Annotated in this window: 18 protein-coding genes and 4 tRNA genes; 6 read left to right on the top strand and 16 right to left on the bottom strand. The window is 41.0% G+C overall.

Going from position 1 to position 14,191, the window contains the following annotated elements:
- Nucleotides 1-14 precede the first annotated feature (14 nt).
- Entirely contained in the window at nucleotides 15-605 is a 591-nt protein-coding gene (locus tag LY624_RS15115) for an imm11 family protein (RefSeq protein ID WP_341803370.1), read from the top strand.
- Nucleotides 606-686: 81 nt separating this feature from the next.
- Here LY624_RS15115 and LY624_RS15120 read toward each other — a convergent pair whose 3' ends face one another.
- From LY624_RS15120 to LY624_RS15145, 6 genes are all read right to left on the bottom strand, one after another.
- Nucleotides 687-884, bottom strand: a complete 198-nt coding sequence (locus LY624_RS15120) for a hypothetical protein (protein ID WP_341803371.1) — start codon at nucleotides 882-884, stop codon at nucleotides 687-689.
- Between the two features lie 152 nt (nucleotides 885-1,036).
- Nucleotides 1,037-1,735, bottom strand: a complete 699-nt coding sequence (locus LY624_RS15125; RefSeq protein ID WP_341803372.1) for a hypothetical protein — start codon at nucleotides 1,733-1,735, stop codon at nucleotides 1,037-1,039.
- A gap of 8 nt (nucleotides 1,736-1,743) precedes the next feature.
- Nucleotides 1,744-2,238: a hypothetical protein gene (locus LY624_RS15130; RefSeq protein ID WP_341803373.1), complete on the bottom strand. Its 495-nt coding sequence runs from the start codon at nucleotides 2,236-2,238 to the stop codon at nucleotides 1,744-1,746.
- Nucleotides 2,213-3,001: a TIGR04255 family protein gene (locus tag LY624_RS15135; RefSeq protein ID WP_341803374.1), complete on the bottom strand. Its 789-nt coding sequence runs from the start codon at nucleotides 2,999-3,001 to the stop codon at nucleotides 2,213-2,215. Before LY624_RS15135 ends, LY624_RS15130 begins: the two co-directional genes overlap by 26 nt.
- Nucleotides 3,002-3,477: 476 nt before the next feature.
- A complete protein-coding gene (locus LY624_RS15140) occupies nucleotides 3,478-3,957 on the bottom strand; it encodes a hypothetical protein (RefSeq protein ID WP_341803375.1) in 480 nt (159 codons plus the stop codon).
- A gap of 98 nt (nucleotides 3,958-4,055) precedes the next feature.
- Entirely contained in the window at nucleotides 4,056-4,676 is a 621-nt protein-coding gene (locus LY624_RS15145; protein ID WP_130149307.1) for a MarC family protein, read from the bottom strand.
- A gap of 95 nt (nucleotides 4,677-4,771) precedes the next feature.
- On the opposite strand from LY624_RS15145, the gene LY624_RS15150 reads away from it, so the two are divergent.
- The 3 genes from LY624_RS15150 (at nucleotide 4,772) to LY624_RS15160 (ending at nucleotide 6,172) form a co-directional block, all read left to right on the top strand.
- Entirely contained in the window at nucleotides 4,772-5,206 is a 435-nt protein-coding gene (locus LY624_RS15150; protein ID WP_062568536.1) for a transcriptional repressor, read from the top strand.
- A gap of 76 nt (nucleotides 5,207-5,282) precedes the next feature.
- Entirely contained in the window at nucleotides 5,283-5,750 is a 468-nt protein-coding gene (locus LY624_RS15155; protein ID WP_130149306.1) for a chemotaxis protein CheX, read from the top strand.
- Nucleotides 5,747-6,172, top strand: coding sequence for a secondary thiamine-phosphate synthase enzyme YjbQ (locus LY624_RS15160; protein ID WP_341803376.1), 426 nt, complete (start codon nucleotides 5,747-5,749; stop codon nucleotides 6,170-6,172). The genes LY624_RS15155 and LY624_RS15160 overlap by 4 nt, the downstream gene beginning before the upstream one ends.
- A 77-nt stretch (nucleotides 6,173-6,249) precedes the next feature.
- Here LY624_RS15160 and LY624_RS15165 read toward each other — a convergent pair.
- From LY624_RS15165 to orn, 5 genes are all read right to left on the bottom strand, one after another.
- A tRNA-Gly gene (locus LY624_RS15165) sits at nucleotides 6,250-6,325 on the bottom strand.
- Nucleotides 6,326-6,405: 80 nt separating this feature from the next.
- Nucleotides 6,406-6,481: transfer RNA gene (locus LY624_RS15170), tRNA-Gly, on the bottom strand.
- Nucleotides 6,482-6,666: 185 nt separating this feature from the next.
- A tRNA-Gly gene (locus tag LY624_RS15175) sits at nucleotides 6,667-6,742 on the bottom strand.
- Nucleotides 6,743-6,827: 85 nt separating this feature from the next.
- Nucleotides 6,828-6,903 (bottom strand) — tRNA-Gly (locus tag LY624_RS15180).
- Between the two features lie 257 nt (nucleotides 6,904-7,160).
- Nucleotides 7,161-7,706: an oligoribonuclease gene (orn, locus tag LY624_RS15185; protein WP_063702754.1), complete on the bottom strand. Its 546-nt coding sequence runs from the start codon at nucleotides 7,704-7,706 to the stop codon at nucleotides 7,161-7,163.
- A gap of 122 nt (nucleotides 7,707-7,828) precedes the next feature.
- Here orn and rsgA point away from each other — a divergent pair, with 122 nt between their 5' ends.
- Nucleotides 7,829-8,887, top strand: a complete 1,059-nt coding sequence (rsgA, locus tag LY624_RS15190) for a small ribosomal subunit biogenesis GTPase RsgA (protein WP_341803377.1) — start codon at nucleotides 7,829-7,831, stop codon at nucleotides 8,885-8,887.
- A gap of 18 nt (nucleotides 8,888-8,905) precedes the next feature.
- Nucleotides 8,906-9,772: an archaetidylserine decarboxylase gene (gene asd / locus LY624_RS15195; protein WP_175083551.1), complete on the top strand. Its 867-nt coding sequence runs from the start codon at nucleotides 8,906-8,908 to the stop codon at nucleotides 9,770-9,772.
- 64 nt (nucleotides 9,773-9,836) lie between these two features.
- Here asd and LY624_RS15200 read toward each other — a convergent pair whose 3' ends face one another.
- Genes LY624_RS15200 through LY624_RS15220 form a run of 5 tightly spaced genes read right to left on the bottom strand, consistent with a single transcriptional unit; the run spans nucleotide 9,837 to nucleotide 14,127 of the window.
- Nucleotides 9,837-10,592, bottom strand: a complete 756-nt coding sequence (locus tag LY624_RS15200; RefSeq protein ID WP_341803378.1) for a HesA/MoeB/ThiF family protein — start codon at nucleotides 10,590-10,592, stop codon at nucleotides 9,837-9,839.
- Nucleotide 10,593: 1 nt separating this feature from the next.
- Entirely contained in the window at nucleotides 10,594-12,117 is a 1,524-nt protein-coding gene (gene thiE / locus LY624_RS15205) for a thiamine phosphate synthase (RefSeq protein WP_341803379.1), read from the bottom strand.
- A 15-nt stretch (nucleotides 12,118-12,132) separates the two neighbouring features.
- Complete coding sequence (locus LY624_RS15210) at nucleotides 12,133-12,915, bottom strand: thiazole synthase (protein WP_341803380.1); 783 nt, start codon at nucleotides 12,913-12,915, stop codon at nucleotides 12,133-12,135.
- A 1-nt stretch (nucleotide 12,916) separates the two neighbouring features.
- Nucleotides 12,917-13,114, bottom strand: coding sequence for a sulfur carrier protein ThiS (gene thiS / locus LY624_RS15215; RefSeq protein WP_341803381.1), 198 nt, complete (start codon nucleotides 13,112-13,114; stop codon nucleotides 12,917-12,919).
- A gap of 8 nt (nucleotides 13,115-13,122) precedes the next feature.
- Entirely contained in the window at nucleotides 13,123-14,127 is a 1,005-nt protein-coding gene (locus LY624_RS15220) for an FAD-dependent oxidoreductase (RefSeq protein WP_341803382.1), read from the bottom strand.
- Nucleotides 14,128-14,191 lie beyond the last annotated feature (64 nt).

The raw sequence follows: 14,191 nt of genomic DNA on the forward strand, positions 1-14,191 counted from the left end.
AGCAGAGTATTTAAATGCCAAATATAGATAAAGTTTATCGTTTCGTTATCGACCCAGATAAATACCTTTACTTAAATGAAACAGGCTTTGAACAAACCATGCAGCTTACCGAGGGCCAGCTTCTTACCTTTGATGGCTCTTCAATGCGTGATAACTGGCGCACTTTAGGTATTAACTGGCTAATTCATGAATCAAATAATGATTTAGGCCTAGAGATTCCAGACATTGCAGGTTTGGGTGCAACCTCTTTTGTTCTATCACAAAAAGCTAAAACAATTTTAGAGCCCTATTTAGGCGACAACGTTGAATATTTAGAATGCGATTTAAATGGTGAGCTTTGGTTTGCTATGAATGTAGTAGGGTTTGAGGATGCGGTAGACCACGAACTTACTGAATTTAACTATAATAGACGCGGCCAAATTAGTAGAACAAGACGCTTTAAGCGCTTAGTGATGGACAAAAAGAGAATCAATAACTCAGCTATCTTTAGAACCAAAGAGACAACGCTTAGGTACTTTACTACTGACGCTGAAAATAGCTTCTACCGATTAGTTAAAGAAAATAACTTAACAGGTTTAGAGTTTACAGAGGTTGAGGCAAGATAGTGTTTATTATCTTAAAGTGATTGATTTATAAAATTAAAAAACCCGCTAAGTGCGGGTTTGTTTATATGTGCTTGTCTTAAGTTATAAGAAATAATCATCAGATACAAATTTATCTAATATTAAAGCAGCGGCTATAACTCCGCTAATAGACCAAACAATATCGGCTCCGTAAAAAAGAACAAATGAAGCAGGAACTCCAACGAGCATAGGTAATTCTTTATTTCTAAAAAATAGTGAAGTAGCAAAGACTGCAATCAAGGTAATTAAAAAAACTGACATTTATTTTCCTTATGGTTATTTAAAAAAACCATTAGGCCTATTGCAAAAAAAACTTTCCATATAAAAGTGAATATTTACCAAAATACTTCGTTTTCATAGCTTTCAAGCAGAAAAAAAGCCCGCTTTTAGCGGGCTCTTTATTTTGTAGTTGCTTATCTATTTTTATAATACTCTTTAGTATAAGCGGTTAGCTGTTCATGTATTTTTAGTGCAATAGGGTCAACTTCATCTTTTGTTGACTCTGCACCATTTTGAGTTGCTGCAGCAACCTCTTGAGGTAAAAAGCGGGCCTTACCAATATTACTTGCTTGAGCTTTTAAATATTCTTCTGTAACAGAACTAGGGTTATCACGTTTACTTCTTTCCAAATAGTTAAATACCATTTTTTGAAATTCAGTATGCTTTTCTTCTCCTGATGGCCATGTATCCCAATCTATTAATTTAATACCAACAGAAAGAAAAACTTCAATGACAAATGTGGCACAGGTGAAGCCTATTGATTGATCATAGTTTTCATTCAGCAAACCAGTCTCTGCATCTAAACAATAGATACCATGATCTAATCCATATCGAATTTTCGAGTCTTTATTTTTTTCCGCTATCTGCTGAATAGATGCAAGAATCACTTGTTTTCTAATTGGGTGAAATGAACTCCCAAGATCTAGCCACATAAATTTATCTGTTGGCTTCTCTAACAGAGGGCTTTTATGAGCACCAACATGTAACAACATTACATCTTCATACTGGAATAGAATAGCAATGTGATTTTGCTCACCCTCATACTGTGATAAAGCAACTCCTACACTGTCAACATTAGCAAAATCATTTATATTTGGTGTATGTAACTGCATTTATAATACTAAACTAATCCCTGTAAAATTTCGTCTGCATCTAAACCTTGATTTGATAAATGCTCTTTTACTAAATATACACTTAACTGCCAATGTTCTAATTTATGACTTGCAGGGTAAGTGGCACTAATAAAAGCAACCATTGCGGCACTGCTTAACTTACTAAACTCCATTTCAGAAAGAATAGCATCAACTAAGTCATACTTTTTTTCAGAAAACAGTTGTTTTATACCTGATATTAATGGCAATAATTGCTTAGCGGTTTCAGCTTCTCTTGATGTTTCATAAAATGATTTTAACCAAGGGAGTGAATTTGTAGCTTCACTATAAACAACAACTTTTTTCTTCTCACGTTTGAAAGTCAGCTCAACGCCAGAATGGTATTTATGTTGTACTGAGGTTAAATTTTCAGTTGCTTGAGTGTTACCTACAAAAAAAACTCCAGCAACAGCTAACGCATTGACAATTAATATCTTATCAACTGCAGATGGCTTCTGGGTCAAGGGCTTTGTATAACTTTGGCTTAATACACCATTGGAAAAAGTCTCTTGCCTTAGCGTTGGCGTCATATAAAAATTTTTCTGCTGTATCATAGTCAAACACTCCATCAATATAGAAATCACTATCAATTAAAAAGCATTGCTCTTTAGTCTCTGCGTGACTCACAATTCCATAATTTGCATTCATTCTTGCATTTTTACCAATACTTTCTAATTTAATTGTAAAACCAGACTGTATACCTAGAATGCTAGCAGATAAGTCCTCATCTGCAAAAACAGCCACTAAAGGCTCTTTAATCAGCTCATGCCATCCAACATCCGTCAAATTATCATTTAACACGCTTCGTTGAATTACATCTTTGTAGCGTAAACCTACTTTGCTAATTGGATTAACTGAATACAATTGTTTTAGACTGTTATAAACACAAAAAAAGTAATCAAAAAAATCTTCTTTTGACTGATAGTTAGATGTTGCACACGTAATCGAATCTGATTCAACCATTACTTGAACCGACTCATCCAAAGATGAAAACTCGTACACTATCCCTTCACTTTTACCAATTGCCTGACTGTCGGTATTTAGCTCAACAGTTAGGCTTTTACCCCTTTTAAATAGAGGTAACTTCTTCTTTACTGAGTCATGTAATTTAACAAGCAAATCAGCGCTATCCATATCATCTATTGGCGAGATAAAATTAAACTTACAAATTACTTCAATTAACGGATTTTTATTAAATTTTATTCTAGGTTTTTGTTCAAAAGGCATTCTATTTATTAACTCCCTTTAAGTGGGATCGCATTTTACTTACAATAGCATTTATTATCAATATCGATAAAGAAATATACAAAATAATTAAAGTTGGAAGCTAAATATACATCCCCCCTCAATTTTAATCGTCCCCCAATAGTCCCCCACACATCGATTCAAGCCTTTGTTTTATTGATTGTCAGTCCAATCTAACATGGGTGCCACGGAAAAACGGCGGTTTAATGTCGTTGTGCTCATAACATGGCCCCTTTAAAGATCAATGCATTTACTTGCAACTTAAATTACCTAATACGATTAACGCTTAATATAGCGATGACACATACCCTTTAGGTATGCACCGAAATGAAAAATTGCGACCATTATACCACCGAAGCTGGCTCGCGGCATGGCTTAATCGAAGATCAGATGATGAAAAGAGGCGAAGAAGTGTACTGCAATCTCACTTCTTTGAAGAATAAGGTAAAATGTAAAGGCTACATTTTTACTTTACTAAGAAGGTGTTCAAGGTTTTGTCCCGTAAGCTCCAAAACAGTGATTTCAAGTTCTTTATAATCCTCATTTTTCAGATTAACTAATTTAGCTCCCACTGCAATGCGAGCAATTTTCTGAACAGGGTCTATTTCTACAATTTCAATGGATGCATGTGTATCATGATCTTTTGACTGTACGTAATACTCGCTAAAGAAAGTACCATCAGCACGTACATTTGGGTTGCTATCGGAGACAGACTGCAAAAGCGTGCCCTTTTTAAGATCACTTTTGCGAATAGAAAAGCTGTATTCAGCCACATTAGCGTGGCCAACAATGACTGTAACAGCGCTCTCCCCATTAATTTTGAAATCGTGATCAGTTACTTCAATCACTTTTAGCTTACCACTATCATAGGTTGGCTCCATGCAAGCGCCCAAGCTAAAGATCAGAAAAATGGATAAAACAACATTTTTAATTAGCATTCTTTGTTCCTTAAATTTTATATTGCCTTCCTTTAAGTTAGATAAAAGAAGGCAATAATTCAAAATTTAAATCACTGAAAATGCACTTTAAATTTAAACTATGTTGGCACCGCTAAACCAAAGTAATGAGCAATACCACCTAAAATATTAGTTACCGCCACAGAAGATAAAATTAACCCCATTACTCGGCTAATAATACTTGCCCCACTGTCGCCAATTAACTTATGAACATGTGTGGCAAGCAGTAATAAAACCAGCACGATTACTAATACAAAAAGCATGATTGATGACGTTATAAGCTGCTCATACCAAGTGTATTCTGTATTTCGAGTCATTAGCACCGCACCAAGCATGGCTCCAGGGCTCGCAATAGAAGGAATGGCTAATGGGAAAATAGCCGTTTCGGTGCTATCTCGTACGCTTTTGATTTCAGTTTCTGGTTTACTTTCACCGAATATCATCGACAAAGCAAAAAGTAATAAAACAATACCTCCGGCAATCTGAAACGCCGAAAGCGGAATATTTATCGCATTTAAAAGCAACTCGCCCGCGACAACAAAAAATAATAGAACCAGTGCCGAAACACCAACTGCTTTTAAAGCAACTTTGCGCTTAAATTTGGCGTCATCCCAGCGTGTAACAGCAATAAAAACAGGCACTGTACCGATAGGATCAATAACAGCAAAAAAGAAAATGAATGCGGCAAGCAATTCATTCATTGAGAAAACTCCCTATAAAACGTGTTAGCGAATAAAAACACTGCAACTACAATACAGTATGTTAGTATATCACGGTAGCGTAAGGATAAGAGAAGATGAATATAGAATCACTCGTCAGTAAAGCAAAACAAGTCTGCGACAATCGTGGGGCACGTTTCACACCTATCCGTGAAAAAGTATTCCGCCTGCTAGCAAGTGCTCAGGGTGGCGTTGGTGCTTATGATTTATTAGAACAACTTAAATTAACTGAGTCAGGCGCAAAACCTGCCACTATTTATCGTGCTTTGGATTTCTTGTCAGAACTTGGCTTTATTCACAAAATTGAAAGCACAAACTCATTTATGTTGTGCCACCACTTTGATCACATTCACCCTGTACAGTTACTGATATGTGACAGTTGTGGCTATGTTAAAGAGTTACACTCAACCGTTATTTCACACGAACTAAATAATCTAGCGGCAGAGAGTGGGTTTATTGTCTCAGGACAAACTATCGAAGCACACGGTAAATGTGAAAATTGCAAAGATTAAGTGCGCTGTCACATACAGCCACTACACTTATAGTTAGAAAGGCAGTTTAACTGCGTAATCTGAGGGAAAATAAACAATGAATGTAGAGTTCATCAACCCTTTTTTATCATCATTATTAAATGTATTGAGCACCATGGCTCAAACAGAATTAAAACCGGGTAAACCTAGTTTAAAAAAAGATGAATTAGCCCGTGGCGATGTATCAGGTTTGATTGGTATGGTAGGGCCTCAAACAAAAGGCTCACTATCAATTACCTTTGATGAAAGCTTAGCATTAACTATTATGGAAAGAATGCTGGGGGAGCGACCAGACTCAGTCAATGAAGAAGTAACCGACATGGTAGGTGAAATTACCAACATGGTAACAGGCGGTGCTAAAAACTTACTCGGCGAAAAAGGCTATGAGTTTGATATGGCAACGCCGATTGTTGTGTCTGGTAAAGGACATACAATCGCCCATAAATGTGAAGGCGCCAAGGTATTAATCCCATTCACGTCCGCTGATGGTAACGCCAATATTGAAGTTAGCTTTGATAAACTATGAGCTGGCAGCAAAAAACCATTCAATTGAAGCCTCGCTTGCGAGGCTTTCACATCATTGATGACGAGCTACTTCGTCAACTTCCAGAAATAACGCAATACAAAGTCGGTTTATTACACCTGTTCATTCAGCATACGTCTGCAAGCTTAACAATTAACGAAAATGCCGATCCCACTGTGCGAATGGATATGGAAAGTCACTTCAATCACTTTGTACCAGAACGACAAAGTTATTATCGTCATGATTATGAAGGTGATGACGACATGCCAGCCCACATAAAAAGCAGTACATTAGGTGCTGAACTCACCATACCTATTAACCAAGGCCGCTTAATGCTTGGCACATGGCAAGGCATCTATTTAGGTGAACACCGTGATCATGGTGGCGCTAGACGCATTGTCGCGACGATCCAAGGTCAGATCTAAAACTAACTTTAAGCTGTAAGCAAAACTTGGCTTTAACTAAATTATTTAAGAAAGTGTTTTTGGAATTTTTTAGAGATTGGAGCGGCACACGAGGCTCGAACTCGTGACCTCAACCTTGGCAAGGTTGCGCTCTACCAACTGAGCTAGTGCCGCATCAAAAAAGTTTCTAGTTACAAGCTTCAGGTTAGTTACTTTCCCCTTGAAACTTATATCAATTTCTTTTGGTGAGAAATTGGAGCGGCACACGAGGCTCGAACTCGTGACCTCAACCTTGGCAAGGTTGCGCTCTACCAACTGAGCTAGTGCCGCTTTATAAGTCGTCAGTAATTTGTCCGTTGCTGCACAACCTTGAAGGTTGCGGTAAAACGTTCTGGCAACTGAGCTAGTGCCGCATCAAATAGTTTCTAGTTACAAGATTCAAGTTACAAGTTTGAATAGCTTGGAGCTTTCAACTTTCCCCTTGAAACTTAAGCCAATTTCTTTTGGTGAGAAATTGGAGCGGCACACGAGGCTCGAACTCGTGACCTCAACCTTGGCAAGGTTGCGCTCTACCAACTGAGCTAGTGCCGCACAATAAGTTACTAGTTTTAAGTTACAAGCTTCAAGTTAGTTACTTTCCCCTTGAAACTTAAGCCAATTTCTTTTGGTGAGAAATTGGAGCGGCACACGAGGCTCGAACTCGTGACCTCAACCTTGGCAAGGTTGCGCTCTACCAACTGAGCTAGTGCCGCTTTTAAGTAGTCAGTAATTTGCCCGTTGCTGCACAACCTTGAAGGTTGCGGTAAACGTTCTGGCAACTGAGCTAGTGCCGCATTCAAAAGTAGTCAGTAATTTGTCCGTTGGCGCACAACCTGAAGGTTGCGGTAAAACGTTCTGGCAACTGAGCTAGTGCCGCATTCAATTACTTAAAGACATACCAACCCCGCGGGGGTTAACGTCTTAAGCGGGGCAGGATTCTACAATAATCCGATGTGTTTGCAAATGTTTTTTACAAATTAAAGAATTTTTCTTGGTAAACCTTTAATTCCATGATCGAATCTTTGATATCGTCGAGGGCTAGATGTGAACCTTTTTTGTTCACTTGTGCTAACACGTCAGGTTTCCAGCGACGCGCAAGTTCTTTAACTGTGCTTACATCAAGGTTACGGTAGTGGAAGTAGTTTTCCAATTCAGGCATGTACTTATTCATAAAGCGGCGGTCTTGCCCGATAGAATTACCACACATAGGCGATGTACCCGCTGGCACCCATTGCTTTAAAAATGCCAATGTTTGATCAATAGCATCTTGCTCTGTGAAAGTGCTTGCTTTACAGCGAGCTGTTAAACCAGATTGACCGTGCTGAGTTGTACACCACTCGTCCATGCCATCAAGCAGTTCATCGCTTTGATGAATAGCAATAACAGGGCCTTCAGCCAAGATGTTTAAATCACTGTCGGTGACAACAGTGGCAATTTCGAGTATTTTATCTGTTGCTGGTTCGAGGCCAGTCATTTCCAGGTCGAGCCAGATAAGATTTGATTTATGAAAAGACATAGTTACCTTAGCGGTGCTTTCCTTTAGATCCAACGCATTTAGATATATCATATTAGTATCATCAGTCGACCTAAAGCTTTTTTTTCAAAAAGCCCGACATTTACTCAAGTTATAGGCCAAAAGTGGCAAAACAAAAGAAATTAAGTAAAGGCCAATCGCGTCGAATTAAGGCCAATCATCAAAAACGCCTCTCTAATGCAGACAAAAAGCAACAGAAAGGGGCAACTGTGCAATGGCAAAATGACAATTTAGGCCCTGCCGAAAATGCAGTTGTGATCAGTCGATTTGGTCAACATGCTGACATCGAAACCGAATCAGGCGAAGTGCTGCGCTGTAATATACGCAGAACAGTATCGAGCCTTGTATGTGGTGATAAAGTTATTTTTCGCCGTGCAAAAGTTAGCGAAGGCGACTTAGCTGGCGTTATTGAAGCAACCCATGAACGTCGCTCACAACTAACGCGCCCTGATTTTTATGACGGCGTGAAAGTCGTCGCTGCCAATATCGACCAAATTTTAATGGTCTCGGCGGTGTTGCCTGAGTTTACGCCAAACATTATCGACCGCTACTTAGTTGCCTGTGAAGACATGGGTATTGAGCCTATTTTAGTGCTTAACAAAATAGATTTAATTGACGATGAAGGCCTTGCTTTTATTGATGAAATTCTCGATATCTATCGTGAATTAGGTTATCAAGTACTGTTAGTCAGTAATAAAACGGGTCAAGGCATTGATGAGCTTAAACAAAAACTGGTCGATAAAAACAGCATTTTTGTTGGTCAAAGTGGCGTGGGTAAATCAACCTTAGTGAACACTGTACTGCCTGATGCTGACATCTTAACTCAAGAAGTATCTGAGAACAGCGGCCTTGGTCAACACACAACAACCGTATCGCGATTACACCATTTACCAAGTGGTGGTAACCTAATAGACTCACCGGGGATTCGTGAGTTTGGCTTATGGCATTTAGATGTTGAGCGCGTTACATGGTGCTTTAAAGAGTTCCGTGATTTTATTGGTGGCTGTCGTTTTCGAGATTGTAAACATTTAAACGATCCTGGCTGTATAATTCGCCAAGCTGTTGATGATGGTGAAATTTCAGAACTTCGTTTTGACAGTTACCACCGAATTTTAGAAACTATGGCCGACGGCCGTGCTGGTGCACGCGCTCCTCGCGTATAACTATTTAGGAAATAACAAGTGAGTTTAGATAAATTCAAAATTGCTATGCAATATGCCATGCCAAAACATTTCATTTCGCGCATGGTCGGCAAGTTAGCAGCAGCAAAAGCGGGTGGCTTAACAACGGCCTTAATTAAATTGTTCATCAAACAATACAAAATTGATATGAGTGAGGCTAAATACCCAGATCCAGCTCATTACAAAACTTTTAATGAGTTTTTCACTCGCCCATTAAAAGAAGGTATTCGTCCACTTGCTGAAGAAAGCGACATTATTGCTCACCCAGTTGATGGTGCAATTAGCCAATTAGGCGATGTAGTAGACGGTCAAATCATCCAAGCAAAAGGCCATGACTACAGCTTACAAGCACTCCTAGGTGGCAAAGAAGAAGACACAGCGCCGTTTTTAGGCGGTAAATTTGCCACTATTTATTTAGCGCCTAAAGATTATCACCGTATTCACATGCCTGTTGATGGTACGCTGAGCAAAATGATCTACGTACCGGGTGATTTATTTTCGGTCAACCCGTTAACAGCGCAAAATGTACCTAACCTATTTGCTCGTAACGAACGTGTTGTGGCTATCTTTGAAACCGAAATTGGCCCACTAGCCATGGTACTTGTAGGTGCGACAATTGTTGCTAGCATCGAGACTATTTGGGCAGGCACAGTCACGCCACCAGCAGGTAAAGATGTATTTAGTTGGAATTACCCAACCACAGGTGACAACGCGATTACTCTGAAGAAAGGTGAAGAAATGGGTCGCTTTAAGTTAGGCTCTACCGTTATTTTAGCCTGGGGTGCAAATCAAGCTGAGTTCTTGTCAGATCAACACCCAGAAACAGTGACGCGCATGGGAACACCATTTGCGAAAATTAACGACTAATAAGTTCAATTAAGCAAACCACTTGAGCAAAAGTGGTTTGCTTAAAATTCACTATAAATCGCGCCTACACCCCACGATTACACTCTGAGCACTCACTATCTTTTTGAATATTAAAGCGCTGCTGCATTAGTGTTAGCCCATCAAATTGAATAAACTCGCTACCCGTTTTATGGCCAAGCAATATATTGATAGCCAATAAACTTTGCATGCTTCCCATAACACCCAGTAACGGGCTCAATACCCCAGCATTGTCACAATTAAGTACTGTTTGCTCCTCCGTTTGCGGGAATACACAGCCATAGCAAGGGCTCTGTTCATCACGAAAATCAAAACTCATCACCTGCCCCTGCGTTGCAATGGCAGCGGCTGATACAAGTGGGATAGATTTAGCTAAACAATAGCGATTAACCAAATAACGGGTAGCAAAGTTATCACTGCAATCAAGGATGATGTCAGCGCCATCAAGAAGCTCAGCACTGTTACTTTCATCAAGCTTTTGGCATAGGGGCTTAACCGTAATTTGATTATTTAAACTACTTAACACCTTGGCAGCCGCCTGTGTTTTTGTCTGCCCCATATGGTTTACTTTATAGAGTATTTGTCGCTGTAGATTTGAAAGCTCAACCTTATCATCGTCTATTAAAGTGAGCGTTCCGATACCCGCCGCCGCTAAATAAAAAAGTGCTGGGGAGCCAAGTCCACCCGCTCCGACAACCACAATATGAGCAGCCTTTAACTTTTGCTGACCCGCAAGCCCCACCTCTTTTAATAGCAAGTGGCGGCTATAACGAATTTGCTCTTTGTCGCTTAACGCGCTCATGCTAAGACTGACCTTCGACCAGCTGTTTTAACTTGGCAATGGCTAATTGGTAGTCTTCGGCTTCAGTAATCGCACGTACTACGGCAACACTGCCAACACCTGTGTTCGCAACCTGCTCAGCACGAGATAAGTCAATTCCACCAATTGCCACCGTTGGATAATCAGCCATTAACGGCACAAATTTTTCGAGCTTTTCTAAACCTTGAATTTGTCCTGTCATGTCTTTGGTGGTGGTTGGGTAAATAGCGCCAAACGCCATATAACTTGGTCTGTAATTATGTGCACGTAGCATTTCATAAAAGCCATGGGTCGACACACCTAAGCGTAACCCTGCCTCTTTTATGGCAATTAAATTAGCGGTTTGTAAGTCTTCTTGCCCTAAATGCACACCATAAGCACCGTGCTTAATCGCCAATTGCCAATAATCATTAATATATACCTGCGCATCGTACTTCTGCCCCAGCATAACCGCACTTGCAATGGCATCTTCAAGTGTTGCATCGTCTGCATTTTTCACTCTTAATTGAACGGTTTTAACCCCTTCGGCTAAACACTTCTCTAACCAATCAACCGTATCAACAACGGCATATAACCCTAGCTGTTTAGAGTCGCACTCGGCAAAGCCTGCGGCCATGGTAAAATCAACCGGGCAATCAAAGTCGAGTTCATCACCAAGCCAACTTCCCGCCTCGATGACTTGTGGATAATCCGCCAGCGTTGTAGGAAAGCAAGTATGCGCAACGGGGCCAATCCCTTCACCATAACGAACGGCTGCTTTTAATCCTTGGTTTATATAGGCTTTCGCTAAAATAAAGGCATCTTTGAGTGGATACTGTTTGGCTAAACACGCGGCAATCACAGAAGCCATACTGCATCCAGTACCATGACTATGCGGAGTTTGAATTTTTTCGTTGCCAAGCCAATATGCCTGCTCACCTTGCACGCAGTAATCAATGCAGTAGCCACTTGGGTAATCCCAATGACCCCCTTTGATGATCACCGCTTTTGCACCATAGCCTGTTAACTTCTCGGCGGCTTCTTTCACTGCGCTTGGACCAATCAGGTAAACACCAGTTAATAACTGCGTTTCGTGGGTGTTCGGTGTTACAACATCGACTAATGGCAATAAACACTCTTTGATAGCACTAACAGTATCTTCTTCTGTTAATAAATCACCACTTGAGGCAATGGCAACCGGATCATAAACAACCAAAGGCGGCTCTGCCCAAGTTGCTTTGTAATGTTTTAAATGCTCACTAATAAGCTGTATTTGCTGCACATTGGCAAGCATGCCAATTTTAATCACGCTGGCAGGCATATCACTGGCTAAGGCTAATAGTTGCGACTCAATCACTTCTGTTGATATCGGGTTAAGTGCTTCTACACCTAGACTATTTTGTGCCGTTAAAGCAGTAATAACCGTACAGCCATGTACATTAAAACTTTGCATTGCCTTGATGTCGGCTTGAATTCCTGCACCGCCGCCCGAATCTGAGCCAGCTATGGTCCATACAACCTGATTCATGTTATTCCTCACATTTTATTCTTGATGCCAAAATGGCATACCGAGCGTCGGCGTTGACGGGCTTGCTACGTCTTTTTCTGGCATCGCTTTAGCCACATAGCTATATCGACCCGCCTCTACAGCACTCTTAAACGCTTTACTCATCGTTACTGGGCAACCTGCACCCGCAATTGCCGAATTTAATAATACCGCATCATACCCTAATTCAAGCGCTTGGCAGGCATGAGATGGTAAACCTAATCCCGCATCAACAATTAACGTATGGTTTGGCAAGCGCTCACGGATCATTTTTAAGTTATAAGGATTCAGCAAGCCTTTACCCGTGCCAATCGGCGCGCCCCAAGGCATTAGTACTTCGCAGCCTAAATCAGCGAGGCGCTGACACAGCACTAAATCATCAGTGCAATAAGGTAAAACTTTAAAGCCTTCGGCCAATAAAATTTTAGTGGCTTCGAGCAGTGCGATTGGATCTGGCTGTAAATTATATTCATCACCAATCAGTTCTAACTTGATCCAATCAGTGGCAAACACTTCGCGGCACATTTGTGCCAAGGTCACTGCTTCTTTCACGCTATGACAACCCGCCGTATTTGGCAGCACCTTTAACCCAGTGTTTTTTATCAATTGCCAAAAATCATCACCCGCAGCAGCGCTTTGCTGGCGTCTTAATGAAACCGTGACAATTTCAGCCTGTGAGGTCACTATCGACTCTGTCATAACACTTGGCGAAGGGTACAGTGCTGAGCCAATCAGTAAGCGACTCGTAAATTGCTCACCATAAACTGAAAAACTATCCATCTTAGCCTCCTTGAATTGGCGACAATAACTCAATGCTGTCGCCTTCGTTGAGGGGTTTAGCATCGCATTGGCTGCGCGGTACAAAGTCACCATTAACGGCAACGGCAAATGGAGGTCTTGCGCCAAACTGGCTCAACGCCTGAGTGAGCGATGCATTGTCGTTCACTGTCACTGACTGACCATTAATTAAAATATTCATTTTTATCCTTAAGCAATTAAGCTCACTGCATCATCAACCACTTTAGGCGCAAGTAGATAGCCATGACGGTACAAGCCATTAATACTGATCACTCGACCTTGTTTTGTGACTTTCGGGCGGTTGTCTGCAAACGCTGGACGAAGCCCCGACTGCAAACTCTCGATACGCCCTTCAGCAAAGCCGCTATGCACCGTGTAAGCAGCAGACAATAGCTCCAGCGCTGAGCGCACTGTGACTTTACCTCGGTCTTGCGATTCAATTTCAGTCGCACCAATCACAAATTGATGGTTTGGCTTAGGAGCAATATAAATTGGGTAACGCGGATGCATCAATCGTATCGGTCTGGTTAGGTTCACCTCTGGTGCATATAAACGCGCCACCTCCCCTCTTACTCCACGCAGTAAAGGTTCAGATTGTTTTGCACCTAAGCCGCGGCAATCAAATACATAATCAAAGCTTTGGCTATTTACTTGATGGGCGTTCAATTCAACTTTACAGCCAAAGTTAAATTGCACTCCTTGCGAGGTAAGTTTTTTAAAACTCGCGCTATAAAATGCCTGATTATCGAGCTGCCCTTCACAGGGTAAATACACACCTTGATGGAACCGCCCAGCAAGTTCTGGCTCAAGGTCAGCGATTTGAGTACCAACCAATGCCTGTGCCTGATAGCTTTCAAGCGGTTTTAAGCGGCTCACAAAACTTTGTAAATCGCCCTTATCTTGCTGATGAGCAACCACTAAACTGCCTGTTTGTTGAAAATACACAGCGTCATCAAGCTCACTTAAAATTTGCTGCCAACGAGTGATGCTATTAAGCCCTTGTAGGGCTAAATCCTGTTCACACAGGACTGATTCCGCAAGGGGTGCCAACATCGCTGCGGCAACGCTGCCGGCACTGTTGCTAGCATGTTCATCATCTTGTTCAAACACCGTAACTTGATGCTGCTTACTTAACGCCAATGCCGCTAAGCGCCCCGTTAAGCCAAAACCAATCACTGCAATGTTGTAAGACATATTAACCTCAGCCTTAAACGATAAGATTTAAGCAAATAGCGCGATATAAAATCGCGCCTACAAC

It is taken from the genome of Pseudoalteromonas sp. N1230-9, from assembly GCF_032716425.1.
GTDB lineage: Bacteria > Pseudomonadota > Gammaproteobacteria > Enterobacterales > Alteromonadaceae > Pseudoalteromonas.

Bases quoted from the DNA above. Each gene is read 5' to 3' on its own strand.
- LY624_RS15115 (WP_341803370.1), top strand. From the start codon at position 15: ATGCCAAATATAGATAAAGTTTATCGTTTCGTTATCGACCCAGATAAA.
- LY624_RS15120 (WP_341803371.1), bottom strand. From the start codon at position 884: ATGTCAGTTTTTTTAATTACCTTGATTGCAGTCTTTGCTACTTCACTA.
- LY624_RS15125 (WP_341803372.1), bottom strand. From the start codon at position 1,735: ATGCAGTTACATACACCAAATATAAATGATTTTGCTAATGTTGACAGT.
- LY624_RS15135 (WP_341803374.1), bottom strand. From the start codon at position 3,001: ATGCCTTTTGAACAAAAACCTAGAATAAAATTTAATAAAAATCCGTTA.
- LY624_RS15140 (WP_341803375.1), bottom strand. From the start codon at position 3,957: ATGCTAATTAAAAATGTTGTTTTATCCATTTTTCTGATCTTTAGCTTG.
- LY624_RS15145 (WP_130149307.1), bottom strand. From the start codon at position 4,676: ATGAATGAATTGCTTGCCGCATTCATTTTCTTTTTTGCTGTTATTGAT.
- LY624_RS15150 (WP_062568536.1), top strand. From the start codon at position 4,772: ATGAATATAGAATCACTCGTCAGTAAAGCAAAACAAGTCTGCGACAAT.
- LY624_RS15155 (WP_130149306.1), top strand. From the start codon at position 5,283: ATGAATGTAGAGTTCATCAACCCTTTTTTATCATCATTATTAAATGTA.
- LY624_RS15160 (WP_341803376.1), top strand. From the start codon at position 5,747: ATGAGCTGGCAGCAAAAAACCATTCAATTGAAGCCTCGCTTGCGAGGC.
- orn (WP_063702754.1), bottom strand. From the start codon at position 7,706: ATGTCTTTTCATAAATCAAATCTTATCTGGCTCGACCTGGAAATGACT.
- LY624_RS15200 (WP_341803378.1), bottom strand. From the start codon at position 10,592: ATGAGCGCGTTAAGCGACAAAGAGCAAATTCGTTATAGCCGCCACTTG.
- thiE (WP_341803379.1), bottom strand. From the start codon at position 12,117: ATGAATCAGGTTGTATGGACCATAGCTGGCTCAGATTCGGGCGGCGGT.
- LY624_RS15210 (WP_341803380.1), bottom strand. From the start codon at position 12,915: ATGGATAGTTTTTCAGTTTATGGTGAGCAATTTACGAGTCGCTTACTG.
- thiS (WP_341803381.1), bottom strand. From the start codon at position 13,114: ATGAATATTTTAATTAATGGTCAGTCAGTGACAGTGAACGACAATGCA.
- LY624_RS15220 (WP_341803382.1), bottom strand. From the start codon at position 14,127: ATGTCTTACAACATTGCAGTGATTGGTTTTGGCTTAACGGGGCGCTTA.